Annotated in this window: 24 protein-coding genes and 1 pseudogene; 14 read left to right on the forward strand and 11 right to left on the reverse strand. The window is 57.6% G+C overall.

Features of this window, described 5'->3' with window-relative positions:
- Window positions 1-556: CTP synthase C-terminal region-related (seleno)protein (locus tag AC1DLB_RS02390; protein ID WP_477784554.1), on the reverse strand; the 556-nt coding region annotated here is incomplete at its 3' end.
- Between the two features lie 15 nt (window positions 557-571).
- On the opposite strand from AC1DLB_RS02390, the gene AC1DLB_RS02395 reads away from it, so the two are divergent.
- Entirely contained in the window at window positions 572-1,531 is a 960-nt protein-coding gene (locus AC1DLB_RS02395; protein WP_477784555.1) for a LysR family transcriptional regulator, read from the forward strand.
- Here AC1DLB_RS02395 and AC1DLB_RS02400 read toward each other — a convergent pair.
- Window positions 1,506-2,051, reverse strand: coding sequence for a DUF1003 domain-containing protein (locus AC1DLB_RS02400; protein ID WP_018926412.1), 546 nt, complete (start codon window positions 2,049-2,051; stop codon window positions 1,506-1,508). The two genes, AC1DLB_RS02395 and AC1DLB_RS02400, sit on opposite strands and share 26 nt — an antisense overlap.
- 141 nt (window positions 2,052-2,192) lie before the next feature.
- The gene (locus tag AC1DLB_RS02405; protein ID WP_477784556.1) at window positions 2,193-2,801 is read right to left on the reverse strand and encodes a TetR/AcrR family transcriptional regulator; all 609 of its coding nucleotides are present in this window, start codon (window positions 2,799-2,801) and stop codon (window positions 2,193-2,195) included.
- Between the two features lie 215 nt (window positions 2,802-3,016).
- On the opposite strand from AC1DLB_RS02405, the gene AC1DLB_RS02410 reads away from it, so the two are divergent.
- Window positions 3,017-4,075 (forward strand): MBL fold metallo-hydrolase, encoded by a 1,059-nt coding sequence (locus AC1DLB_RS02410; RefSeq protein WP_086944535.1) that lies wholly within the window; start codon window positions 3,017-3,019, stop codon window positions 4,073-4,075.
- A 44-nt stretch (window positions 4,076-4,119) separates the two neighbouring features.
- Here AC1DLB_RS02410 and AC1DLB_RS02415 read toward each other — a convergent pair whose 3' ends face one another.
- Both AC1DLB_RS02415 and AC1DLB_RS02420 read right to left on the reverse strand, forming a co-directional pair.
- Window positions 4,120-4,314 carry an XRE family transcriptional regulator gene (locus AC1DLB_RS02415; protein ID WP_477744608.1) on the reverse strand — a complete coding sequence of 65 codons (195 nt, stop codon included), beginning with the start codon at window positions 4,312-4,314 and terminating at the stop codon, window positions 4,120-4,122.
- An 11-nt stretch (window positions 4,315-4,325) separates the two neighbouring features.
- Window positions 4,326-4,643, reverse strand: a complete 318-nt coding sequence (locus AC1DLB_RS02420) for a helix-turn-helix domain-containing protein (protein WP_018926408.1) — start codon at window positions 4,641-4,643, stop codon at window positions 4,326-4,328.
- A 254-nt stretch (window positions 4,644-4,897) separates the two neighbouring features.
- Here AC1DLB_RS02420 and AC1DLB_RS02425 point away from each other — a divergent pair, with 254 nt between their 5' ends.
- Together AC1DLB_RS02425 and bglX are read left to right on the forward strand one after the other, a co-directional pair.
- On the forward strand, window positions 4,898-5,089 hold the full coding sequence (locus tag AC1DLB_RS02425) for a hypothetical protein (protein WP_477784557.1): 192 nt from the start codon (window positions 4,898-4,900) through the stop codon (window positions 5,087-5,089).
- Window positions 5,085-6,857, forward strand: a pseudogene (gene bglX, locus AC1DLB_RS02430) (beta-glucosidase BglX); the annotation flags it as partial. The gene AC1DLB_RS02425 and the pseudogene bglX, both read left to right, overlap by 5 nt.
- Before the next feature lie 151 nt (window positions 6,858-7,008).
- Here bglX and AC1DLB_RS02435 read toward each other — a convergent pair.
- Window positions 7,009-7,776, reverse strand: coding sequence for an AraC family transcriptional regulator (locus tag AC1DLB_RS02435; protein ID WP_192379701.1), 768 nt, complete (start codon window positions 7,774-7,776; stop codon window positions 7,009-7,011).
- A 112-nt stretch (window positions 7,777-7,888) separates the two neighbouring features.
- Between AC1DLB_RS02435 and AC1DLB_RS02440 the strand changes: the two genes are divergently transcribed.
- Together AC1DLB_RS02440 and AC1DLB_RS02445 are read left to right on the forward strand one after the other, a co-directional pair.
- Window positions 7,889-8,719 carry a sulfite exporter TauE/SafE family protein gene (locus tag AC1DLB_RS02440; protein WP_477744610.1) on the forward strand — a complete coding sequence of 277 codons (831 nt, stop codon included), beginning with the start codon at window positions 7,889-7,891 and terminating at the stop codon, window positions 8,717-8,719.
- Between the two features lie 103 nt (window positions 8,720-8,822).
- Window positions 8,823-10,013, forward strand: coding sequence for a hypothetical protein (locus AC1DLB_RS02445; RefSeq protein ID WP_477744611.1), 1,191 nt, complete (start codon window positions 8,823-8,825; stop codon window positions 10,011-10,013).
- Between the two features lie 3 nt (window positions 10,014-10,016).
- Here AC1DLB_RS02445 and AC1DLB_RS02450 read toward each other — a convergent pair whose 3' ends face one another.
- Window positions 10,017-11,006: a hypothetical protein gene (locus AC1DLB_RS02450; RefSeq protein ID WP_477744612.1), complete on the reverse strand. Its 990-nt coding sequence runs from the start codon at window positions 11,004-11,006 to the stop codon at window positions 10,017-10,019.
- Between the two features lie 335 nt (window positions 11,007-11,341).
- Here AC1DLB_RS02450 and AC1DLB_RS02455 point away from each other — a divergent pair, with 335 nt between their 5' ends.
- Complete coding sequence (locus AC1DLB_RS02455) at window positions 11,342-12,154, forward strand: HNH endonuclease (RefSeq protein WP_477784558.1); 813 nt, start codon at window positions 11,342-11,344, stop codon at window positions 12,152-12,154.
- 230 nt (window positions 12,155-12,384) lie between these two features.
- On the opposite strand, the gene AC1DLB_RS02460 is transcribed toward AC1DLB_RS02455, so the two are convergent.
- The 4 genes from AC1DLB_RS02460 to AC1DLB_RS02475 form a co-directional block, all read right to left on the reverse strand.
- Complete coding sequence (locus tag AC1DLB_RS02460; protein WP_477744613.1) at window positions 12,385-12,900, reverse strand: BRO-N domain-containing protein; 516 nt, start codon at window positions 12,898-12,900, stop codon at window positions 12,385-12,387.
- Window positions 12,901-13,290: 390 nt separating this feature from the next.
- Window positions 13,291-14,541 carry a ribonucleotide-diphosphate reductase subunit beta gene (locus tag AC1DLB_RS02465; protein ID WP_007934889.1) on the reverse strand — a complete coding sequence of 417 codons (1,251 nt, stop codon included), beginning with the start codon at window positions 14,539-14,541 and terminating at the stop codon, window positions 13,291-13,293.
- A gap of 467 nt (window positions 14,542-15,008) precedes the next feature.
- A complete protein-coding gene (locus tag AC1DLB_RS02470) occupies window positions 15,009-15,281 on the reverse strand; it encodes a hypothetical protein (RefSeq protein ID WP_064616452.1) in 273 nt (90 codons plus the stop codon).
- A 182-nt stretch (window positions 15,282-15,463) separates the two neighbouring features.
- Window positions 15,464-15,727: a DUF2790 domain-containing protein gene (locus AC1DLB_RS02475; protein ID WP_018926398.1), complete on the reverse strand. Its 264-nt coding sequence runs from the start codon at window positions 15,725-15,727 to the stop codon at window positions 15,464-15,466.
- A gap of 405 nt (window positions 15,728-16,132) precedes the next feature.
- On the opposite strand from AC1DLB_RS02475, the gene acs reads away from it, so the two are divergent.
- From acs to AC1DLB_RS02510, 7 genes are all read left to right on the forward strand, one after another.
- Window positions 16,133-18,088, forward strand: coding sequence for an acetate--CoA ligase (gene acs / locus AC1DLB_RS02480; RefSeq protein WP_477744614.1), 1,956 nt, complete (start codon window positions 16,133-16,135; stop codon window positions 18,086-18,088).
- Between the two features lie 554 nt (window positions 18,089-18,642).
- A complete protein-coding gene (locus AC1DLB_RS02485; protein WP_477784559.1) occupies window positions 18,643-19,416 on the forward strand; it encodes an ABC transporter substrate-binding protein in 774 nt (257 codons plus the stop codon).
- Between the two features lie 90 nt (window positions 19,417-19,506).
- Window positions 19,507-20,196, forward strand: a complete 690-nt coding sequence (locus AC1DLB_RS02490) for an ABC transporter permease (RefSeq protein WP_007934894.1) — start codon at window positions 19,507-19,509, stop codon at window positions 20,194-20,196.
- Entirely contained in the window at window positions 20,193-20,891 is a 699-nt protein-coding gene (locus AC1DLB_RS02495; protein ID WP_018926395.1) for an ABC transporter permease, read from the forward strand. Before AC1DLB_RS02490 ends, AC1DLB_RS02495 begins: the two co-directional genes overlap by 4 nt.
- A 1-nt stretch (window position 20,892) precedes the next feature.
- Window positions 20,893-22,005: a succinylglutamate desuccinylase/aspartoacylase family protein gene (locus AC1DLB_RS02500; RefSeq protein WP_086944545.1), complete on the forward strand. Its 1,113-nt coding sequence runs from the start codon at window positions 20,893-20,895 to the stop codon at window positions 22,003-22,005.
- A 27-nt stretch (window positions 22,006-22,032) separates the two neighbouring features.
- Window positions 22,033-22,797: an ABC transporter ATP-binding protein gene (locus AC1DLB_RS02505; protein ID WP_007971015.1), complete on the forward strand. Its 765-nt coding sequence runs from the start codon at window positions 22,033-22,035 to the stop codon at window positions 22,795-22,797.
- A 112-nt stretch (window positions 22,798-22,909) separates the two neighbouring features.
- On the forward strand, window positions 22,910-23,687 hold a 778-nt coding region (locus AC1DLB_RS02510), incomplete at its 3' end, for a GlxA family transcriptional regulator (protein WP_477784560.1).

Genomic DNA, 23,687 nt, shown 5'->3' on the forward strand with positions numbered 1-23,687 from the left:
GGCCAACCGCGTGCAACTGTCGCGTCAGTAGCTGCCGTTCAAACTCGGGATTCACACCGTAACGGCAGTGATAGCCTTCACGAATCTCCGCATTTTCGTACGCCTTGGCGATCAACGAGCCTTCAACCAAATGAATGCTGTCGACGGCTTCCACCAGCGCACAGGCCAGCGGCGTGAGCAACGCCCGTGTCGCGTCGGGCGAAGTCTCGCCGTGTTCGGCATCTTCCCAGCCCAACACGTTGCGGGCGAACTCCAGTACCGCGTGCTGAAAACCGCCGCACGTGCCGAGGAACGGCCGTTGTAGTTCCCGGGCAAAGCGGATCGCCCGTAACGCGCCATCCATGTTGCGATAAGGGCTGGCGGGTACACACCAGAACCCATCGAAGTCGTCCAGTGGCGTATCGGCGGTGATGCGGTCGGTGGGCAGCCATTCAAACTGCAGGTTCATGCCGGTGTGTTCGGCGGCCATGCCGAGGGCGACGGGGATGGCTTGATGGGCGGTGACGTGTGGATCGTAGTCACCGATCAGGGCAATGCGGATGGCGTTGGTTTCCATGAGTGATCTCGACGCTTGTTGATTTCTGGCACCGACTATAGATTGGCGTTCACGCAATCAATATTGGCGTTATCCCAAGTGATCAATGCATCGACGCACTATCAGCTGGACTATCCCGACCTGTCGCTGATCCTCGCTTTGGTGCGCGGCGGCTCTCTGGCCCGGGCTTCGGCGTTGTTGAAGGTCGACGTCTCGACGGTGTTTCGCGCAGTCCGTCGCCTCGAAGCCGCGCTGGGCGAGCAACTGTTCGAAAAGAGCCGCACCGGTTACCTGCCTACCACGTTGGCTCAGACCCTGGCCGAGCAGGCTGAACGCGCCGAACAAGCACTGGAGGCGGCGCGCATTGGCGTGGAGCAGGGCGGAGAAATCATCAGCGGCACCGTGCGCCTGACCTGCACCGATTCGGTCCTGCAAAGTCKGCTGTTACCGGCACTGGCGCGGTTCATGCCGTCTTACCCGGCACTGACTATTGAACTCTGCACCTCCAACGACTTCGCCAACCTCAGCCGCCGCGACGCCGACATCGCCTTGYGGTTGACCCGTACCCCGCCCGAGCATCTGGTTGGCCGGCGATTGGCAGACATTTCCTACCGGGTCTGTGCCAGCGCGGCCTATCTGCAATCGGTCGAATCCCACGACCTGGCCTCATTAACCTGGATCGCCCCGGACGACTTTCTTCCCGATCACCCCACCGTCGCCTGGCGGCGCCAGCAGTTGCCTGGCGTTACACCCGGTTATCGCTGCAACAGCATGTTGTCGGTGACCGAGTTGGTGCGGGCCGGACTGGGCATCGCGGCGTTGCCGGACTTTTTGATCGGTGACGGACTGCAACCGTTGACCGAGCCCCTGCACGGTTACGACACCGCGCTGTGGCTGCTGACCCGCCCGAACTGCCGCGCATTGCGCTCGGTGGTGACGTTGTTCGACGAGTTGGGGCGGGCGCTCCGGATCAAACCTTCGGTGGCTCCTTGCTGATGAAGTGTTGATGCATTTCCGAGGTCAGGCTTTCGATGCGCTCAGTCAGGGTCTTGGTGATTTCGGTGAGCCGGGTGTTTTGCTCCAGCAACTCCTTCAGTTGCGCAGTGTTCCGCGCGGCTTGGGCCTGACGTTCACTGTTGGCGATGGCCAAGGCTTCACGATGTCGCGCATCGGCTTCGGACTGGGCTTTGTCCCGCGCCGCCTGACGCGTCTGGGCCAGCAGAATCAGCGGCGCGGCGTAGGCCGCTTGCAGGCTGAACGCCAGGTTGAGCAGGATGAAGGGGTACACATCGAATTGGGTTACGCCGGACAGGTTCAGGCAAATCCAGATCACCACCACCAAGGTCTGGGCGCCAAGGAAGGTCGGCGTGCCAAAGAACCGCGCAAAAGCCTCGGCGCGCAGGGCAAAACGGTCGGTACCGAAAGTAGGTGCCAGGTGCGCGTGAGGGCGATGGAAGCGCAGGTGATCGACGGGGCCGGTGATTTCGGTTTCGGTTTCGTGGGTCGGAGTGCTCATGATGCTCTCTGAAGAGGGGATGGGACTGAGGCTCACTATAGCTCCAGCGCCAGTCTCATTCAGAAACACATTTCGGTGTTTTTATTCAGAGCGATCGAACAGCGATAAAGTGGCGGACGTTGTCATTTTTTGCAGCTCGGTTCAGCACTCATAGCACGCCAGGAACATGTCCAGCGCAGATTCCACCACTGTGTGCTGCATCTCGGGCGACAGGCCCGTTTGGCCCATGGAAATCTGCGGCCAGAAGGCAAAGGACTTGAGCAACCCGTGGATCTGTTGCGCAGCGAACTCAGGCGCGACCTGTTTCAAGCGGCCATCGGCCTGGGCGGCACGAATCCACACGGTCAAACTTTCTTCGCGCTCACCCATTCGGGCAACCATGTTCTGCGCACGCTCGGGAGAGTGGATGGTGGCGGCAATCGCCACCCGCGCCAAGTCGAGAAAATTGTCATCGGCCAGCATCTGCAATTTCGCCTGCAACATCAGGCGCAGCTGATCGCGCAGGGGCAGGTCGTGGCGGTAGGCCGTTTCCTGTTCGGCCGTTACTCGGGTCCATAACTGATTGAGGATTTCGGCAAACAACTCTTCCTTGCTCGGGAAGTGGTTGTACACCGTGCGCTTCGACACGCCGGCGGTGGCGGCGATCTTGTCCATGCTGGTGATATCGAAACCGTGGGTACGGAATTCGGCAATCGCTGCCTGGATGATGGCTTCGCGTTTTCGGTCGGTGAGGCGCYGTGGAGCTGTCATAAGTACGCTTCGGCAGGAAAAAGTGGAGAATTACACTTGGTAGTTTACTTGTGATCGGCTTTGATGCAACCTAGAAACTACACTGTGCAGTGTAATGTTGTGTTAATCCTGCACCGTGAGAAATTGAATCTTCGGCTGATGCGTGCATGCCTTGGCCATTTATCGTCCCAAGCGGAAAATCGTCGATTGTGCGGTTTTTCTGGAGTCATTCAGTCATGGACACTTCAACTTCCCCAGCGAACAACGCTTCAACGCCTGAAGCGTCCCGACAGGCTCAAGGGCAGTACCGAAACCATGTGCCGGTGCAGCGCGAAGGCTTTCGCAAAACCTTGCGCATCCTGTGGAACTTCATCTTCAACAAACCGCACGACACCCGGCCGTCGGCCCCCGTTCCGGTGCAAACCCTGACCCAGGCGGCGTTGATTGCCGCGCCTAACCACAGCGTCTATCGCCTGGGCCATTCCACGCTTCTGCTCAAGCTGCAGGACAAGTTCTGGATCACCGACCCGGTCTTCGCCGAACGCGCCTCTCCCGTGCAATGGGCCGGCCCCAAGCGTTTCCACCAGCCGCCGATCAGCCTCGAAGACCTGCCGCCGATTGAAGCGGTGATCCTGTCCCACGATCACTACGACCACCTCGATTATCAGGCCGTGCTCAAACTGGCGGACAAGACCCGCTACTTCCTCACGCCCCTGGGCGTGGGGGACACTCTGATCAAGTGGGGCATCGACGCTAGCAAAGTGCGCCAACTGGATTGGTGGCAGGGCACCGAGGTCGATGGCCTTCAATTCATAGCCACACCTTCGCAACACTTTTCCGGTCGCGGGCTGTTCGACGGTAACAGCACCCTGTGGGCATCGTGGGTGATGATCGACGGCGACACGCGGATCTTCTTCAGTGGCGACAGCGGCTACTTCGACGGCTTCAAACGTATCGGCGAGCAGTACGGCCCATTCGACCTGACCCTTATGGAAACCGGCGCCTACAACGTCGAGTGGCCTCACGTGCACATGCAGCCCGAGCAAACCCTGCAAGCGCACATCGACCTTAAAGGGCGCTGGTTGCTGCCGATCCACAACGGCACCTTCGACCTGTCGATGCACGCCTGGTACGAACCTTTCGACCGTATTCTGGCGCTGGCCTGGGAACGAAACGTGTCGATCACCACGCCGCAAATGGGCGAGGCGTTCAACGTGATGTATCCGCAGCGTGGTGGCGCGTGGTGGTTGGGTGTGGAAGATGTAAGCGATCAGGCGACCGTGCAGAACGCTTGATGTTGTGCTGCCGGGGCGCTTGCGGTGCAAGCGCCCCGGACTTTTCAGCTGCGTTTGTCCAGTAACGGCTTTGTATATTCCGAGATTTTTGCCACGGTCAGATCGCAAAATTCTCCACGGAGTATTTCGTTCAGTTCCTCCTCAGACAATCCAAGCCTATGGGCCGCCTCAGCCTGACTCAGCTGACCGGTTTCGAGGAGCATGCCTATTTTCATAACGTGTTCGGCTTTGGCCCGCATCTGCTGCAACCTCACTCAACCATCGCATAATCCGCCCGCCCCACCGGATTCGGTGTGGACCCTTTCACATTCATCCCTCGGCCCGGTGCAAACCCCGGGAAGAACACCAGGCCTTGCGATTCAAACCGATACGCCAACGCCAGCCGCGTGACATCCAGCACATTACGCTGCGCCTCGAATCGCTGGATGGCGTCAACGGAAACCCCGGATTCCTCGGACAACTCTTCCACACTCCAACCCAGCATCGCTCGGGCCTGGGCGCAGTGGGCGGGGGTGAACTGGAAGAGGGCGATGCGTTCCAGGGTGATTTTCATTGCAAGAGAGGCCATGGTTTTCTCCGGGGATCGAGCGTGGCGATTCGAAAATGTACTGTGTTTTTGTACAGTTGTTTTGCGCCCGGATCAAACTCATTTTTTGATCGATTCTCTTTTTTCGCTCAGGCAGGGGCGTTGGACCGACTACGCTGTCTCTAGGCGGTTTCCTGAAAGCTCCAAATGATTGAACGTCAGCCTTCTGATCTTCAATGCCGGAAAGGTGGCGTTTCAAAAGCAGTGCGCCACAGCGTTACGCGGGGAAGGGAATCATGAAAAGACTACGTCTGCTATGTGCCCTGATCAGCTTTACAACTCTGCCGGTCCTGGCCGATACGGTATCGCCAGACAAAGATGCCTTTGTCACCAACCTCATCAATCAGATGACCCTCGACGAAAAAGTCGGCCAACTGCGGCTGATCGCTATCGATGACAAGATGACGCCCGAAAAAATCTGCCAGTGAAGACACCTATCTGGTTTCGCGCATTGCCAGAGTGATGGTCCAGGCCTACCAGGGACAAAGCCTGAACGCGCCCGACAGCATCATGTCCAGCGCCAAGCACTTTGCGTTGTATGGGGCTGTCGAGGGGGGGCGCGACTACAACAGCGTCGACATGGGCCTGACCCGAATGTACCAGGACTACCTGCCACCTTATCGTTCGGCGATCGAGGGTGGCGCGGGAGCCGTCATGGCGGCGCTTAACTCGATAAATGGTGTACCGGCGGCGGCCAATAAGTGGTTGATGCAGGACCTCCTCCGCAAAGCGTGGGGCTTCAAGGGACTGGTCATCAGCGACCATAACGGGGTCACCGATCTGGTTCAGCACGGTGTTGCGAGGAATCCTCGCGACGCGGCCAGGCTCGCCATCAGGGCCGGTATTGATATGAGCATGAACGACTCCTCCTATGGGCCGGAGTTGCCAGGGCTGCTTGAGTCTGGCGCCATTTCCCAGAGCGATATTGATAACGCAGTGCGGGAAGTACTGGGTGCCAAGTACGACATGGGGCTGTTCGAAGACCCTTACCGACGCCTCGGCGCTGCCAGTGAGAGCGCTGCTGATAACAACGCCGAAAACCATCTGCACAGAGCGCAGGCCCGTGAAGTGGCACGCAAGACACTGGTGCTGCTGAAGAATGAAAACGGGCTCTTGCCGCTGAAAAAAGAGGGCACGATCGCGCTCATCGGCCCGTTGGCAAAAAGTACCGTCGACATCATGGGCAGTTGGTCTGCAAGTGGTGTGCCCGCGCAATCGGTGACGATCTACGACGGGCTGAAAAGCGCGATGAGCCAGGGCTCGCTGATCTATGCCCGAGGCGCCAATCTCGAGGAGGATCAGGAGGTTGTTAAATACCTGGAATACCAGGGCGTGTCTGAAATCGCCAACGACCCTCGCCCGGCAGAAGAAATGATTGACGAAGCAGTCAAGGTTGCACAGCAAGCCGATGTTGTCATCGCCGTGGTGGGCGAGCCCCGCAGCATGTCCCATGAAGCGGCCAGTCGAACCAGCCTCGATCTGCCGGGGCGCCAGAGTGAATTGATCACCGCCCTGAAAGCCACCGGCAAGCCGCTGGTACTGGTATTGATGAACGGTCGGCCGTTGTCGATCGGCAAGGAGCAGAAACAGGCCGATGCGATTCTGGAAACCTGGTACAGCGGTACCGAGGGAGGCAACGCCGTTGCGGATGTATTGTTCGGTGACTACAACCCGTCCGGCAAATTACCCATCACCTTTCCACGTTCCGTGGGGCAGATCCCCAATTACTACAGCCACCTGAACACCGGCCGTCCGTATCTGCCGGGTGCGCTTCGCAACTACACGTCGCAATATTTCGATCAATCCTATGGGCCGCTTTACCCCTTCGGCTATGGGCTGAGCTATACCGATTTCAGCCTGACCGACATGGCCCTGTCTTCGACCACACTGAACAAGACCGACAACCTCGTCGCCAGCATCATGGTGAAAAATACCGGCCAGCGTGACGGCGAAACGGTGGTTCAGCTGTATATCCGCGATGTCGTTGCCTCCGTCGCCCGGCCGGTCAAAGAACTGAAAAACTTTCAAAAAATCATGCTCAAGGCCGGCGAGGAGAGAGCAGTCCACTTCAGCATTAACGAGAACGACTTGAAGTTCTTCAATGCCCAACTGGAATACGTCGCCGAGCCGGGTGAGTTCCGGGTGCAAATCGGCCTGGATTCCCAGGATGTGAAGGAGCAGAGCTTTGAATTGCTGTCAGAACAAGCCAGTCAAGACAATCATCCGCCCAGTGCAGAACCTGTAGACGCGAGCGGTGCGGCGATCCGACTTGCCCACGAAGAACGATGATGCGTAATCCCTGGAAACCGCGGTGCATTCTTCGCGGGCAAGCTTCGCTCCTACGGGGTCATTTCGCCCCCTCCAACCAAACGGACGGTGCCTGCCCCAGCACACGACGAAACATCGTCGAAAACGCCGCCGGGCTTTCATAACCAAAATCCAGGGCAATGCGCGTCACCGGCGTGCCCACCGCCAACCGCGCCAAGGCCAGCACCACGCAGGCTCGCTGCCGCCATTGGCTGAAACTCAGCCCGGTTTGTTGGCGGAACAGACGATTGAACGTACGCAAACTGATATGCAACTGATCGGCCCATTGCTGCGGCGATTGGTGAGCGTTCGGTTGCCGGAGAAACCTCTGACACAACCCGAGCAACCGCGAATCCACAGGCAACGGAATGTGCAATGGCAGGTGAGCACTGCGCGCCAGTTCATGCAGCAACAAGTCGATCAGCGCCCCATCGCGCCCGGCCTCGTCGTACTCCAGCGCAACCTCCACCGCCTCCATCAGTAAATGCCGCAGCAACGGCGAAACACTGATCACCTGGCAGCGGCTGCCCAGATCAACCGCCCCCGGTTCGATATACACACTGCGAGTGCTCACCCCCAGCATCAACACCTCATGCGCCACCCCCGGCGGAATCCACACCGCCCGCTGCGGCGGCACCACCCAATTGCCGTCGAGCGTGCTCACCTGCATCACCCCGGTGGCGCCATACAACAACTGCGCCCGTCGATGGGTATGGCGCGGCAACCGATGACCGTCGGGATAATCCGTACCGATGGCCACCACCGGCCGTGGCGTGTCGTCCAGCAGATCAATCGAAACATTGCGCATCGAGCGGCACCCAGCGGTTGGCGTAAACGCAAACATTATTGGCTGACTTGCTGAAGCAGGCCAAGCCATATCGCTCTATCGTCGGCCACTCTCAACCCACGGACGATGCGCGATGTTTTTCTACCTCTTGCTGGCACTCTTCGGCTGCATGACCGGCGTCACCGCCGTGCTGTTCGGCTTCGGCGGCGGATTTGTCGTCGTGCCCTTGCTGTACCGCATGCTCACGGCCAGCCACGGCATCGACGACCCCATCGGCCAAGCGGCGATGCACATTGCCGTAGCCACCTCGACCTGCGTGATGATCGTCAATGCGCTAATCGCCACCAGAAAACATCACCACGCCGGCAATCTCATTCGCCATTACTTGTGGCCGTTGGGCGGGTTCATCGGCTTGGGCGCGATCGTCGGAGCTGTGGTCGCGATGCGGGCGAGTGGTGAGTTGATCCGTTTTGCCTTCATCGTTTACCTGGGCGTGACCATTCTGGATTGCTTGTTCAGACGCGGTTTTCTTACACAGTCCTACATCGAAATCCCACGGCGATTGGGCGGGGCAGAAGTGTCTGGCGGCGGTGTGGGAATTGGCGCTATCGCCACGTTTCTTGGGGTGGGCGGCAGCGTCATGACCGTGCCGTTGCTAAGACGCTGTGGCCTCAGCATGTCGCAAGCCACATCCATGGCTAATCCATTGAGTCTTCCGGTTGCGGTGGCCGGAACGCTGACCTATATGGCGATGGCGGGGTTTACCGAGTTTGATCTGGGGGCGTGGTTTGTCGGCTATGTGGACGTGCTGGCGTTTGCGGTGCTGACGGTTGGGTCGCTGGTGGGGATTCGGCTGGCCACGCCGTGGATCGGGCGGATACCGGATCGGGTGCATGCGCGGGTTTATATTGGTTTGCTGGTAGTGGTGATGCTCAGCATGGCGACGAAGTGGGGCGTGCAATGAGGCTCGATTCTCCCCTGCAACCTCGCCATAATCCGTCCCCCGTTCAACTTGCGCCGCATGCAACCTGCCCGGCGCGGCTTCCGACTCATTCAGGGATCGATCAATGTTCAAAGGATTGTTACGCCTGGCGCCAGTCGCCACGCTGTTACTCATGCTGTGTTCCACTGCTCATGCCGAGGACGGGAGACGAGTGTTCACCGGTACCTTGGGCAAGATGCCGATCGTGCTGGAGCTCAACACCAACCAGCCGGACGAAGTCACCGGCCGCTACTTCTATGAGAAATACCATCGCGATCTGGAGCTGAGCGGCTCGCTGCAAGAAGAGACCCTGACGCTAACCGAAGGCAACAACCGCTACGGTGAAGACAAACCCCAGCCAACCCTGAAGCTGCAAGAAACGGCCAACGGCTGGCAAGGCGAATGGAAAGGCCCCAAGGGCAAAGTTCTGCAAATGCAATTGACCGAGGCCAAGCTCCCAACACCGGCAGCAGATGCCTTGCCCTTCATCGCCGCGCTGCCGAAAAGCGATCCTTACGAATATCTGCGCCTGCAAGGCTTGAAACTCAAACCGGGCAAGAAAGAGTCCTTCATGGGCTACGACCTGCAATGGTGGACGGAGCCCGCGTCGGGTCTCTCCATGTTCAGCATCGAGTCCGGCTACCCGAAAGCTGACCAGCAGCGGATCAATCAGCAATTGTTGGAGCGGCTCTGGAGCGAAGTCATCAACTACCACGGCTGCTTGCTGGGAGGTGGGGAATATGCCGAATTCGACCAAGGCGTCGCCCCCCAATTCCTGTCGCCCGATGTGGTCAGCCTGAACATCTCCACCAGCTACAGCTGCGGCGGCGCTCACCCGGATTTTGGCAATTCGCCGATCAACCTCGACGTTCACACCGGCCATAGCCTGTCGCTGGAAGACGTGCTGTGGGTGGGTAACGGCAAGCCGCTGCTGCACGCCGACCGCGACGGCGCGAGCGATACATCGTTGACCGAGGAAGAGAGCAAGGCACGATTCACTTATCAGCGCGAAGTGTTCGTACCATGGCTGATCAAGCAATTCACCGCGCTGTACCCCGAGGAAATGCAGAAGCCGGCGGACGAGGACAGCTGCGACTACACCGACGAAAGCGTTTGGGGTTATTCCAACTGGCACTTCACCGCAAAAGGCCTGTACCTGGGACCGTACTTCGCCCGCGTACAACGCAATTGCGATGACCCGGGCTGGTCAGTGCTGCCGTACTCCGTGGTCAAGCAAAACCCCGGCGCGGTCAAACTCGAACTGCCAAAAAATTAAACCCTAGCCCGACGCCAACCCCGGCGCTTCCCGAATAATGAAGTGATCCAGGTTCTCGATGTTGGCACTGAACACCCCGAACGTCTGTTCGGGGTTTTTCTTGCTCGGCACCTGCTTCAACTCCGGCGTCACGCCATAAAAGAAGCAATACAACTCGGCATCACTGTCGACGGCGTGCTTGATCTCTTCCAGAAACGCTTTGCGCTTGCGGTAGTTGTCGATCAGCTTCTTGCTCAGATAAACGTTGACCGAATAAGGCTTCTTCTTCGCCTCGTCCGGTTGCTTGAACCAGACCTTCTGTTCGAAATCGATGCGAAAGCTCTGGGTGTAATCCTTGATCTCCTTGATCTTGCCCCAGTAAATCAGCCCCTTGTTGTCCTGCAGGTACTCGATCTTCTTGAAGAACGACCCATAAGGCGCCGTGTGCTCGCCAATCTTCAGCGGCATGCGCTTGAGCAGCTCCTTGTCCGCGAAGTTCGACACAAAACACTCAACGGGATGGGCGAAGACACTGGTCTTGTCCGGCGCCGACTCCCGGCTTGGCTGCTCGACGTTACTGCTCGCTGAAGTGAGTGTTGGGGCATCGCGCAAAACATCCGCTGCCACCGCCGGGCTCGCAGGCTTACGCACATACTCACGCCGAGTCAGCAACAACTCCGACGGAAAATGCTCCTCCCGACCGTCATCCGACTCCGCCCCGTCCGTCTCCAGGCCCGATGCCGGCGTCTTCAGACTGACATAAGGACAATCCGCCACATGCCGCGTGCTGGGCATGTTCTTGAAGTGCGGCGTGCGCACGTAATTCACATTCTTGGCGTTGAACGTTCCCAACACGTTGGCGGCATCGAAGGACAAACGACAGGCATCGTTGGGGCACTGGAAGTGCTCTTTGGCGGAATCGAACTCCATGGTTTCGTCGAAATTCAAATCGCGCACGTCATAGATCGACAGCTTGTCGTCGAGGCTGAGGCAGTAGGCGAGGTCGAATTTCATGGCGGGCTCGGGTCCTTGAGTGGGGAAGGGTATTAATAGCGGGAGGGGCGTGATAACGCACCTCTTAATTCGTCAATATCTTCAATCCTGGGGCGTACGCGTGGCACGTTTGGCCGCGCACGATGAGGTGCAGTTACGATTTTGCTATCTACGGCATCTGTAAAAAAGGAGATGTTTCTGCGGGGTTTGATTGAGCTGCTGAAGCTGCTGAAGCTGCTGAAGCTGCTGGAGCGAAACTCTTCCTTTGCTGATCGAAATGTGGGGTTTTTTCGCGAAGCCTGTAGGAATTTTCATGTTGTTTGGTAGGCTTCATCTTCTGTTATGAGGATGAATGGATGCCTGCTGTCATTGCCGAAAATGATGTATCGAAGTGGTCCGATAAAACCGGGGCCCGGTATCACTTCCCAAAGCAGTACAGACCGGTGCTCTCCGAAGGAATGGAGGTGCTGTACTACAAAGGGAAAATGAAAAATAAGGCTTTTTCGGATCAGCGCCTGAGTGCGAACCCACACTATTTTGGTGTTGCTCGAGTAGGGAAGATATATGCGGACAAGGACAGCACAAAGGGTGATCTGTTTGCTGATATTGAGGATYTCAAGCCTTTTGAGTTTGCAGTCCCGAACAAAATTGATGGGGAATACCTTGAGCCAATTCCTCAAAAACTAAAAAACAATTATTGGCGCAGAAGTGCTCGGGAAATTGATCAAGCCGTATTTGACAGAATTTGCTCTCACGCGGTGCTGAAGACGCAACTGGATGACGGTTCTAGCCCAATCGATGGCGCGCAGGAGTTTGAGACTAGAGTTACCGGCATTGAAGGGAAAAAAGTCGCCTATTACGGCGTTAGATATGAGCGCAACCCAAAGCTTAGGCTGCAAGCAATCAAAATTCACGGGCTTCGGTGTAACGCCTGTGAATTTGATTTTGAGAAGGCTTACGGCGAGCACGCGAAAGGCTTTATCCACGTACACCATGTGAAGCCCATTTCTGAATATGAAGAAGACCAGGTGGTAGATCCAGCAACCGACATGATTACACTCTGCGCAAATTGCCACGCGGTTGTTCATAAAAAGCCCAACCAGTTGCTGAGCGTTGAACAACTGAAAGGCATTCTCAGTGGGCGTTGGGTTTTCGACAACTTAACCTAAGGTAGCTGTGTGCTGTAAGAGGAGTGTTGCAGGGAAGTTTGAAGTGATTTGCTTGTCGGACGACTGAACTTCGGCTTCTGATCACCCTAACTTGGGATATCGATACAATTGCCCGAGGGTTGAAAACCCTCGGGCAATACTTGGTAATCAAAGCTGTCTGCGAATTGCTAAAAATAGCTACGGATTTCGCTGGCATTCCTAAAACACGGCGCCTAGCCCGTCCAATGCTTCTACGACTGAAACACCTGAACGACCCTCCGCCACCATGGTTTCGGCACATTCACCCGACTTTGAGTCTGATCATTTAACAGGTAAGGCATATCCCGTAACCGAATCCAACCTTCATTATGCCAATGCAGCAGACTCAACGACATTTCCGGCCAATCCAACAAGCTCAACATCGGCCGATCTGAATTTTCAGATTGCTCTGCATCGCGCAAGGCCGGCACCACCTGATGGGTCAACCACTCTCGTAGCAACCGATTCCCTGGAACGTAGTGATACACCAACAGCGCATACACGCCGGACTCACTGAGCATCAGCTGTTTTTCTGGTTGCCGGAAATACTCAATCCACAAGACGCGACGCTGATCTTTATCCAGTTTGCTGACCATGCGATCACTCAGATGGACACCCATCAAACGGCCAATATCGCGGGCGCAGAACCATGGCTGGTTTTCAAGGAGGAGAGCATGGAGGTGGAGGTTGTGGCGGGTGAAGATCGTCGGCCTAAAGGGATCACGCATGACCGATCGGTGTGGAGTTTCTGCAGGCATATCCATTACCTCTACGTATGAGTGGAAGAGGGCCGGAACCCGACGTAGAGGATCTAAGAAATCCCAACAGGCTGTTTCTCCCACTCACAGGATTACGCGTATATCGCTGATATCAGCGCGCGTACTGAGGAAAGGAAGTTAGCTTCTACGTTGGGCGTTTCTTAGGCACCTGCTATAGAGCTTAGAGATGCTCTGAAACGACATCAATGCGGACGGTGCTGGAATTGTTGTAGGAGTTTTAGTAGCGAAGGTCGAAATTAGTGAGAATTTTCTTACCCAATAAAAAGGCCCCGATCAGATCAGGGCCTCTTGCAATTCGATTTTTCGATTTACATCGTCAAATCACGGCGAGCTCGGAAATCAATCCCAGCTCAACGCCCCACCAGTCTGATACTCAATAACCCGCGTCTCGAAGAAATTCTTCTCTTTCTTCAAGTCCATGATCTCGCTCATCCAAGGGAACGGGTTAGTCGTCCCTGGATACTCTTCCTTCAAACCAATCTGGCTCAAACGACGGTTAGCGATGAACTTCAGGTAGTCCTCCATCATCGCCGCATTCATGCCGAGTACGCCGCGTGGCATGGTGTCCCGCGCGTATTCGATCTCCAGCTGAGTGCCCTGCAGAATCATTTGCGAAGCTTCTTCCTTCATCTCGGCATCCCACAAGTGCGGGTTTTCGATTTTGATCTGGTTGATCACGTCGATGCCGAAGTTCAGGTGCATGGATTCGTCGCGCAGGATGTATTGGAACTGCTCGGCGACGCCGGTCATTTTGTTGCGGCGGCCCATGGAGAGGATTTGGGTGAAGCCGCAGTAGAAGAAGATGCCTTCCAGAACGCAGTAGTAGGCGATCAGGTTGCGCAGCAGCTCTTTGTCGGTTTCGACGGTGCCGGTTTCGAACTTCGGATCGGAGATCGAACGGGTGTATTTCAGGCCCCAGGTGGCTTTTTTCGCGACCGATGGGATCTCGTGGTACATGTTGAAGATTTCGCCTTCATCCATGGCCAACGATTCGATGCAGTACTGGTAGGCGTGGGTGTGGATCGCCTCCTCGAAGGCCTGGCGCAGGATGTACTGGCGGCATTCCGGGTTGGTGATCAGGCGGTACACGGCCAGGACCAGGTTGTTGGCAACCAGGGAGTCGGCGGTGGAGAAGAAGCCGAGGTTGCGCATCACGATGCGGCGCTCGTCGTCGGTCAGGCCTTCCGGGTTTTTCCAGAGGGCGATGTCGGCGGTCATGTTGACTTCTTGCGGCATCCAGTGGTTTGCGCAGCCGTCCAGGTACTTCTGCCATGCCCAGTCGTATTTGAATGGCACGAGCTGGTTGAGGTCGGCGCGGCAGTTGATCATGCGCTTTTCATCGACAGCTACACGGGCAGAGGCGCCTTCCAGTTCGGCGAGGCCTTCGGCGACGTCGAGGGAATCCAGGGCAGCCTTGGCGCGGGCGATGGCGGCGGAGTCCGTCGCGGTCACGGCGCGGGCCTCTTGAGCGGCGGCACCACCGGCGCTGTCGAGGCGGTCCATGTTGGCTTCAGAAGCGTGGCCGGCATTGGCGCCTTTTACAGCGACTTCGCCGTCATCTTCTTTGTCGAATTCGTCCCAGCTCAGCATGACGTGTCGTCTCCTGCGTGAGGGCCAGATTGCCCGTGTGAAAACTGATAGGTTGGTTTTTCACACGGCCGGTTCTGGCCGCGTTGGATCTAAAGGAAATGTAGCTTGCAGTAGTAAAAATTACGCACGCAGTACATGGATTCTGTACGGAGCAAGCCGACTAGTCGCGTTGTGGTAGGGCGAATTGCCTACCAGCCGCATGGGGCTTGGCTTACCGAGAGTTGAGGCCTGTAGAAGAGTATTTTACGGCCAAATCAACGGCGCAGAGTATAGACTTTGATGAGGTTTTAGGCCGATTTTTTTTTCGATCATATTGCCGCACCTACGGGAAGAGACAGGGCGAAATGATGTGAGGCTAGCGTGTGCTGGGTTTAAGGCGGGGGAGGTACCAAAAATGTATCTCGTCAGTTTTCTAGCTAGAAATGACTAAGCCCGACCGAAGTCGGGCTGTGATGTCGCGCCCGGTTTCAGCTGAAACGAGCGGCACCCACGCGGTCAGTACCATCAGCGGCAACCTTGGCGGCACCGATGTGATCGGCGCCATCGGCAGCGACTTTGGCAGCGCCCGTACGATCAAAACCGTCAGCCGCGAAAGAGGCAGAACCGGTGTGGTCGTATCCGTCAGAAGCGACAGCCGCGTCGTTGAAGGCAGCCGAGCCAGTGCGGTCGTACCCATCGGCGGCGAAGGTGTTGGCGGCCAGGACGGAAAGGGTCAGGGCGAGGATCAGTTTGGTTTTCATGGTAGTGGCTCCAGGTTCGTTGGCGTTTTGCCTTGGTGTGGAATTCATACTACGCCAGATAATTAGATTAAAAAGTGCAAATAAATGCTTAAAACAATCGTATTTATCGATGCAAGGCTCGGCGCTTCATCTGGTCTCTAAAAAAGGATGGGTCGAGCCTCGGGAGATAAAAGTGGGGCGGATCAGCCGTTGGAGCAGCCGTTACCCATGACGCTGTAACGCAGAATGTGTCGCTGGCCTTTGGAGTCGTCGTAGACCATTTTGGCCGGGACCACTTCGCAGACATTCGGGATTTCGCTCATCGAGACAACTTTGGCGATGTCCAGATGGGTGGAGTAGGTGTATTCCTCGACGACGGGTTGTTGTTTTGCGGCATCAGTCGGAGCCTCGTCTGCCATGGCGGTTGCGCACAGACTGCTGAGGGCCAGAACCAATAAAGCTTTCATTTAAAAGTTACCTTTCTGAGGTCGAATGGGGTCACGCAATCTTTTTAGGATTGCGTGTGGAGCTTTAGTAAAGAGTCTTGGATTAACTGCCTTCGTGGGGGCTGCAACTGGGTTAATCACATTGCCGTGTTGGCGAGACCGATTTTAGGCTTGGGAATGGCGGGCATATAGCTGTGCTTTTGATAAACACTTTTGGCAGATTTGGTAACAATCTCCGCGAAGATCAAAAGATCGCAAGCTTCGCCAGCTCCTGCGAGGCCCCGCAATAGCCGGGTTTGAGCGCTTCGTCGCGGTATAGCCACATTTTGTAGGGGCTTGTTACTACCATCGTCGAATGGTTCTATAGGCCCGTCCCGGCTACAACTGGGGCCATACAAAAACAACTATTCCACCGAGGTAAGAAAGATGAGTGCGGCTTCTTTGTATCCCGTTCGTCCCGAGGTAGCAGCCAATACGCTGACTGACGAGGCCACTTACAAGGCCATGTACCAGCAATCGGTCGTCAACCCGGACGGCTTCTGGCGCGAACAAGCCAAGCGCCTCGACTGGATCAAGCCTTTCACCACGGTGAAGCAGACGTCCTTCGACGATCACCATGTCGACATCAAATGGTTCGCCGACGGCACGCTGAACGTTTCCTACAACTGCCTCGACCGTCATCTGGCCGAGCGTGGCGATCAAGTCGCGATTATTTGGGAAGGGGATGACCCTGCCGAAAGCCGCAACATCACCTACCGCGAGCTGCACGAACAAGTCTGCAAGTTCGCCAACGCCTTGCGCGGCCAGGATGTGCACCGCGGCGATGTGGTGACCATCTATATGCCGATGATCCCCGAAGCCGTGGTCGCCATGCTGGCCTGCGCCCGGATCGGTGCGATTCACTCGGTGGTGTTCGGTGGTTTCTCCCCGGAAGCCCTGGCCGGTCGCATCATCGACTGCAAATCCAAAGTGGTGATCACCGCCGACGAAGGCATTCGTGCCGGCAAGAAGATCTCGCTCAAGGCCAACGTCGACGACGCCCTGACCAACCCGGAAACCAGCAGCATTCAGAAAGTCATCGTGTGCAAGCGTACCGGCGGCGACATCAAGTGGAACCAGCATCGCGACATCTGGTACGAAGACCTGATGAAAGTGGCGGGCACCGTCTGCGCGCCAAAAGAAATGGGCGCCGAAGAAGCGCTGTTCATCCTTTATACCTCCGGTTCCACCGGCAAGCCGAAGGGCGTGCAGCACACCACTGGCGGTTATTTGCTGTACGCGGCAATGACCCATGAGCGCGTGTTCGACTACCGCCCGGGCGAAATCTACTGGTGCACCGCCGACGTCGGCTGGGTCACCGGCCATTCTTATATCGTCTATGGCCCGCTGGCCAACGGTGCGACCACGCTGCTGTTCGAAGGCGTGCCGAACTATCCGGACATCACCCGAGTGGCGAAGGTTGTCGACAAGCACAAGGTCAACATCCTCTACACCGCGCCGACCGCGATCCGCGCGATGATGGCGTCGGGCACTGCCGCTGTTGAAGGCGCCGATGGCAGCAGCCTGCGTCTGTTGGGTTCGGTCGGTGAGCCGATTAACCCGGAAGCGTGGGATTGGTACTACAAGAATGTCGGCCAGTCCCGTTGCCCGATCGTGGATACCTGGTGGCAGACCGAAACAGGCGGCAACATGATGAGCCCGCTGCCGGGCGCTCACGCGCTGAAACCTGGCTCGGCAGCACGGCCGTTCTTCGGCGTGGTGCCGGCGTTGGTGGACAACCTGGGCAACATCATCGAAGGCGTTGCCGAGGGCAACCTGGTGATCCTCGACTCGTGGCCAGGCCAGGCGCGTACGCTGTATGGCGACCATGACCGTTTCGTCGACACCTACTTCAAGACTTTCCGTGGCATGTACTTCACCGGTGACGGTGCGCGTCGTGACGCAGACGGTTACTACTGGATCACTGGTCGCGTGGATGACGTGCTCAACGTTTCCGGCCACCGCATGGGCACCGCCGAGATCGAAAGCGCGATGGTCGCTCACCCGAAAGTCGCCGAAGCGGCGGTGGTGGGTGTGCCGCACGACATCAAGGGGCAGGGCATTTATGTCTACGTCACGTTGAATGCGGGCGAAGAGCCGAGCGAGCAACTGCGCCTGGAGCTGAAGAATTGGGTGCGTAAAGAGATTGGCCCGATTGCCTCGCCGGATGTCATTCAATGGGCGCCGGGTCTGCCGAAAACCCGTTCGGGCAAGATCATGCGCCGGATTCTGCGCAAGATCGCCACGGCGGAATACGACGGGTTGGGCGATATCTCCACCCTGGCGGATCCGGGTGTGGTGCAGCATTTGATTGATACGCACAAGACCATGAACGTCGCTTAAGCGCCGATTCCTGAGTCATCGAAGCCCCGCCAGGTGTTGAGCCTGGTGGGGCTTTTTCGTACTGATCTTCAACCAATAATTATCGGCTTCCCCCGTAGGCCATTTCCCATTGTTACCCATCACCTTTCAAGTAACTGAATGTGTAACCTCCCGCCCGATAACGAGGCATTGGGAAACGAAAAGCCCCGTTTCAGGGCTTCTCAATCGCCATGAAAAATAAGACACAACGCTACGCTTGCCGGATTAGAAGGGTTTGCCAATAATAGGCCCGCAATTTGCAACATAGATCGGTTCACTGTCTTTTGCTCTTGCATGAAATTGCGGAGCTGTCAACGTGCCCAGGTGGCATTCTCGGTGCTTCTGTAATTTGTTGTCGCATTGAAGAAATATCGGCTTCGGGCCTGTCGTTAGAATGCCAATCACTCGCTCGTCGTTGCCTGCGTTGAAATCAGCGCACGGTTCCTAGGACGCAGCACCGCTTTTTGGTTTAACCATTCGCATATTGGGCTGTCGCTCACTCTGCCGTTTTTGCCCTTTACCGATGGAGTCCCAAGATGAAGAAACTCGTGCTGCTTGGCGCCCTGGCACTGTCCGTGCTGTCCCTGCCGACATTCGCCGATGAAAAACCTCTGAAAATCGGTATCGAAGCGGCTTACCCTCCGTTCGCCTCCAAAGCACCGGACGGCAGCATCGTGGGTTTCGACTACGACATCGGCAACGCCCTGTGCGAAGAGATGAAGGTCAAGTGCCAGTGGGTCGAGCAAGAGTTCGACGGCCTGATCCCGGCACTCAAAGTGCGCAAGATCGACGCGATCCTGTCGTCCATGTCGATCACTGAAGACCGCAAGAAGTCCGTGGACTTCACCAACAAGTATTACAACACCCCGGCTCGCCTGGTCATGAAGGCCGGCACTCAAGTCAGCGAAAACCTGACTGAGCTGAAGGGCAAGAACATCGGCGTGYAACGTGGTTCGATCCACGAGCGTTTCGCCCGCGAAGTCCTGGCCCCGCTGGGTGCCGAGATCAAGCCTTACGGTTCGCAGAACGAAATCTACCTCGACGTGGCCGCTGGCCGCCTCGACGGCACCGTGGCAGACGCTACCCTGCTGGATGACGGCTTCCTGAAAACCGACGCCGGCAAGGGCTTCGCCTTCGTTGGCCCTGCCTTCACCGACGTCAAATACTTCGGCGACGGCGTAGGGATCGCGGTTCGCAAGGGCGACGCGCTGAAAGACAAGATCAACACCGCGATCGCGGCCATTCGCGCGAACGGCAAGTACAAGCAAATCCAGGACAAATACTTCGCCTTCGATATCTACGGCAAGTAATCGTCCCCGCAACAAGTCCGAAATGGCGCAAGCAACAGGATCTCTGAGGTTTGCGCCATTTTTTCATCCCAACTTTCGAGGACCTGAATCATGTTGAAAGGCTACGGGGCTGTCATCCTCGATGGCGCATGGCTGACGCTTCAGCTCGCCTTGTCGTCCATGGCCCTGGCCATCGTCCTGGGGCTGATCGGCGTTGCGCTGCGTCTGTCGCCGGTGCGCTGGCTGGCCTGGCTGGGCGATCTGTATTCCACGGTGATCCGCGGTATTCCCGATCTGGTGCTGATCCTTCTGATTTTCTACGGCGGCCAGGACCTGCTCAACCGCGTTGCGCCGATGCTCGGCTATGACGACTACATCGACCTGAACCCGTTGGCCGCCGGTATCGGCACCCTGGGCTTCATCTTCGGTGCGTACCTGTCGGAAACCTTCCGTGGTGCGTTCATGGCGATCCCCAAAGGTCAGGCAGAAGCCGGCATGGCGTACGGCATGAGCAGTTTTCAGGTGTTCTTCCGGGTGTTGGTGCCGCAGATGATTCGCCTGGCGATTCCGGGCTTCACCAACAACTGGCTGGTACTGACCAAGGCCACCGCGCTGATTTCGGTGGTGGGTCTGCAAGACATGATGTTCAAGGCCAAGCAGGCGGCAGACGCTACCCGCGAGCCTTTCACCTTCTTCCTCGCGGTGGCGGCGATGTACCTGGTGATCACCAGCGTCTCGTTGCTGGCATTGCGTCATCTTGAGAAGCGCTACTCGGTAGGCGTAAGGGCGGCTGAGCTATGATCTTCGACTACAACGTCATTTGGGATGCCTTGCCGCTGTACTTCGGCGGGCTGGTGACCACCCTCAAACTGCTCGCGCTGTCGCTGTTCTTCGGTTTGCTGGCGGCACTGCCGCTGGGGCTGATGCGCGTCTCCAAGCAGCCGCTGGTCAACATGAGTGCCTGGCTGTTCACCTACGTGATCCGCGGCACGCCGATGCTGGTGCAGCTGTTCTTGATCTACTACGGTCTGGCGCAATTCGAAACCGTACGTGAAAGCTTCCTCTGGCCATGGCTGTCCAGTGCCTCGTTCTGTGCGTGCCTGGCCTTCGCGATCAACACCAGCGCCTACACCGCCGAAATCATCGCCGGCAGCCTGCGCGCCACGCCGAACGGCGAGATCGAAGCGGCCAAGGCCATGGGCATGTCGCGAATCAAGATGTACAAGCGGATCCTGCTGCCATCGGCCCTGCGCCGGGCGCTGCCGCAGTACAGCAACGAAGTGATCATGATGCTGCAGACCACCAGTCTGGCGTCGATCGTGACCCTGATCGACATCACCGGTGCCGCGCGCACGGTCAACGCTCAGTTCTACTTGCCGTTCGAAGCCTACATCACCGCCGGCGCGTTCTACCTGTGCCTGACGTTCATTCTGGTGCGCCTGTTCAAAATGGCCGAACACCGCTGGCTGGGCTATCTGGCCCCGCGGAAGCATTGATATGGAACGTATCGATCATGCTTTGCCGTGGAGCCACCTGGGCAGTGAACGCCGGATCTCGGTGTTCCGCTTCGGTACTGGCGAGCGCAAGGCCTATATCCAGGCCAGCCTGCACGCCGATGAACTGCCGGGGATGCGCACGGCCTGGGAGCTGAAAAAACGCCTGACCGAACTTGAAGCTCAAGGCTTGCTCAACGGTGTGATCGAACTGGTGCCGGTGGCCAATCCATTGGGCCTGGGTCAATTGCTGCAAGGCAATCATCAGGGGCGTTTCGAAGCGGGCAGCGGCAAGAACTTCAACCGGGATTTCGTCGAACTCAGCGCGCCGGTGGCCGCCGAACTCGATGGGCATCTGGGTGATGATCCGCATGCCAATATTCGACTGATCCGTCAGGCCATGAGCGATCACCTGGCAGCTTTGCCAGAGGCGAGCAGCCAGTTGCAAGGCATGCAGCGTATCTTGCTCAGCCATGCCTGCACCGCCGATGTGGTGCTGGATCTGCATTGCGATTGCGAAGCGGCGCTGCACATGTACGCCTTGCCGCAACACTGGTCGCACTGGCGTTCACTGGCTGCGCACTTGAACGTCAAGGTCGGTCTGCTGGCGGAAGATTCCGGCGGCAGTTCCTTTGACGAAGCGTGCTCGCTGCCGTGGCTGCGTTTGTCGCGTCTGTTCCCGGATGCGCAGATTCCACTGGCCTGCCTGGCGACGACCATCGAACTGGGTGGTCAGGCCGATACCGGTCGCGCTGAGGCAGAAGCTCACGCCGAAGGCATTCTGGCGTTCCTCGCCGAGCAAGGCTTGATCGGCGGTGAATGGCCCAAGCCTGCGCAAGACGCGTGCGAAGGCATGCCGTTCGAAGGCACCGAATTGCTGTTCGCGCCGCATCCTGGCGTGCTGAGTTTTCTGCGTAAACCCGGTGAATGGGTTGAAGCAGGCGACGAGATTTTTGAAGTGATCGATCCGCTGGCGGATCGGGTCAGCACGGTGTGTGCTGGTACGTCCGGGGTGCTGTTTGCCATTGAGCGGCTGCGTTACGCCCAACCCGGTTTCTGGCTGGCCAAGGTGGCGGGGCGCGAAGCGCTGCGTCACGGGCGCTTGCTCAACGACTGACTGACTGTTTTTGTGAGAACCGACCGCATGTACAAACTTGAAGTCCAAGACCTGCATAAACGCTATGGCAGTCACGAAGTGCTCAAGGGCGTGTCCCTGAAAGCGGCGGCTGGCGATGTGATCAGCATCATCGGCTCCAGTGGCTCCGGCAAAAGTACTTTCCTGCGTTGCATCAACCTGCTCGAGCAGCCACACGCGGGCAAGATTCTGCTCAACAATGAAGAGCTGAAACTGGTTGCCAACAAGGACGGCGCGCTGAAAGCCGCCGACCCGAAACAGCTGCAACGCATGCGTTCGCGCCTGTCGATGGTGTTCCAGCATTTCAATCTGTGGTCGCACATGACCGCGCTGGAAAACATCATGGAAGCGCCGGTGCATGTGCTCGGTGTGTCCAAGGCGGAAGCCCGCGAGAAAGCCGAGCACTACCTGAACAAGGTCGGCGTGGCCCATCGCAAGGACGCCTACCCAGGGCACATGTCTGGTGGCGAGCAGCAACGTGTGGCGATTGCCCGTGCGCTGGCGATGGAACCCGAAGTGATGTTGTTCGACGAACCGACCTCGGCCCTCGACCCGGAGTTGGTAGGTGACGTGCTGAAAGTCATGCAGGCCCTGGCACAGGAAGGCCGGACCATGGTGGTGGTGACGCACGAAATGGGCTTTGCCCGTGAAGTGTCGAACCAGCTGGTGTTCCTGCACAAAGGCGTCGTCGAAGAAAGCGGCAACCCGCGCGAAGTGCTGGTCAATCCGCAGTCGGAACGCTTGCAACAATTCCTCTCGGGCAGCCTCAAGTAATCGCTCCCGTTACGCACCAAATTAGGTCATGCTGCGCACCGCGCGCCAGATGGTCTAATTTGGTTGCAGCCGCCTTTGGCTTTAACACTGTTTTCGTTTCGGATTGCCCGCCATGACTGCCCATCGAATTGGTTTCCTGATTTGGCCCAGCACTAAAGCTCTGACGCTTGCGCTGGCTGAGGAGGCCTTGCGTGTTGCCCAGCGTGTGCACCCGGACGTTGTTTACGAATTGTCGTTTTTGCAGGCCGAACCGCCGACCGACGGCGCCTGGCAATTGCCCGGTGAGCCATGGGCCGGCAAGCTCGAAAACTTTCAGAAACTGTTCCTRCTCGCCGATGAGCCACCGACTTCTCTCGCGCCGCCGCTCAGCAGTGCGTTGAAACAGCTGGTGCGCGCCGGTTGTGTGATCGGCGGATTGTCCGCCGGTGTTTACCCATTGGCGCAGTTGGGTTTGCTCGACGGTTATCGCGCTGCCGTGCATTGGCGCTGGCAGGACGATTTCGCCGAGCGTTTCCCGAAGGTGATTGCCACCAGTCACCTGTTCGACTGGGATCGTGACCGCTTGACCGCGTGCGGCGGYATGTCGGTGCTCGACCTGTTGCTGGCGGTGCTGGCCCGTGATCACGGCGCCGAACTGGCCGGTGCGGTGTCGGAAGAACTGGTGGTCGAACGCATTCGCGAGGGCGGCGAGCGCCAGCGTATTCCGTTGCAGAACCGCTTGGGTTCCAGTCATCCGAAGCTCACCCAGGCGGTGTTGCTGATGGAAGCCAACATCGAAGAGCCGCTGACCACCGACGAAATCGCCCAGCATGTGTGCGTATCGCGTCGGCAGCTGGAGCGGATCTTCAAGCAGTACCTCAACCGTGTGCCGAGCCAGTACTACCTGGAAC

The organism is Pseudomonas sp. 05N434 (assembly GCF_056396965.1).

Bases quoted from the DNA above. Each gene is read 5' to 3' on its own strand.
- AC1DLB_RS02400 (WP_018926412.1), bottom strand. From the start codon at position 2,051: ATGAGCACTCCGACCCACGAAACCGAAACCGAAATCACCGGCCCCGTC.
- AC1DLB_RS02410 (WP_086944535.1), top strand. From the start codon at position 3,017: ATGGACACTTCAACTTCCCCAGCGAACAACGCTTCAACGCCTGAAGCG.
- AC1DLB_RS02415 (WP_477744608.1), bottom strand. From the start codon at position 4,314: ATGCGGGCCAAAGCCGAACACGTTATGAAAATAGGCATGCTCCTCGAA.
- AC1DLB_RS02420 (WP_018926408.1), bottom strand. From the start codon at position 4,643: ATGGCCTCTCTTGCAATGAAAATCACCCTGGAACGCATCGCCCTCTTC.
- AC1DLB_RS02425 (WP_477784557.1), top strand. From the start codon at position 4,898: ATGAAAAGACTACGTCTGCTATGTGCCCTGATCAGCTTTACAACTCTG.
- AC1DLB_RS02435 (WP_192379701.1), bottom strand. From the start codon at position 7,776: ATGCGCAATGTTTCGATTGATCTGCTGGACGACACGCCACGGCCGGTG.
- AC1DLB_RS02440 (WP_477744610.1), top strand. From the start codon at position 7,889: ATGTTTTTCTACCTCTTGCTGGCACTCTTCGGCTGCATGACCGGCGTC.
- AC1DLB_RS02445 (WP_477744611.1), top strand. From the start codon at position 8,823: ATGTTCAAAGGATTGTTACGCCTGGCGCCAGTCGCCACGCTGTTACTC.
- AC1DLB_RS02450 (WP_477744612.1), bottom strand. From the start codon at position 11,006: ATGAAATTCGACCTCGCCTACTGCCTCAGCCTCGACGACAAGCTGTCG.
- AC1DLB_RS02460 (WP_477744613.1), bottom strand. From the start codon at position 12,900: ATGCGTGATCCCTTTAGGCCGACGATCTTCACCCGCCACAACCTCCAC.
- AC1DLB_RS02465 (WP_007934889.1), bottom strand. From the start codon at position 14,541: ATGCTGAGCTGGGACGAATTCGACAAAGAAGATGACGGCGAAGTCGCT.
- AC1DLB_RS02470 (WP_064616452.1), bottom strand. From the start codon at position 15,281: ATGAAAACCAAACTGATCCTCGCCCTGACCCTTTCCGTCCTGGCCGCC.
- AC1DLB_RS02475 (WP_018926398.1), bottom strand. From the start codon at position 15,727: ATGAAAGCTTTATTGGTTCTGGCCCTCAGCAGTCTGTGCGCAACCGCC.
- acs (WP_477744614.1), top strand. From the start codon at position 16,133: ATGAGTGCGGCTTCTTTGTATCCCGTTCGTCCCGAGGTAGCAGCCAAT.
- AC1DLB_RS02490 (WP_007934894.1), top strand. From the start codon at position 19,507: ATGTTGAAAGGCTACGGGGCTGTCATCCTCGATGGCGCATGGCTGACG.
- AC1DLB_RS02495 (WP_018926395.1), top strand. From the start codon at position 20,193: ATGATCTTCGACTACAACGTCATTTGGGATGCCTTGCCGCTGTACTTC.
- AC1DLB_RS02500 (WP_086944545.1), top strand. From the start codon at position 20,893: ATGGAACGTATCGATCATGCTTTGCCGTGGAGCCACCTGGGCAGTGAA.
- AC1DLB_RS02505 (WP_007971015.1), top strand. From the start codon at position 22,033: ATGTACAAACTTGAAGTCCAAGACCTGCATAAACGCTATGGCAGTCAC.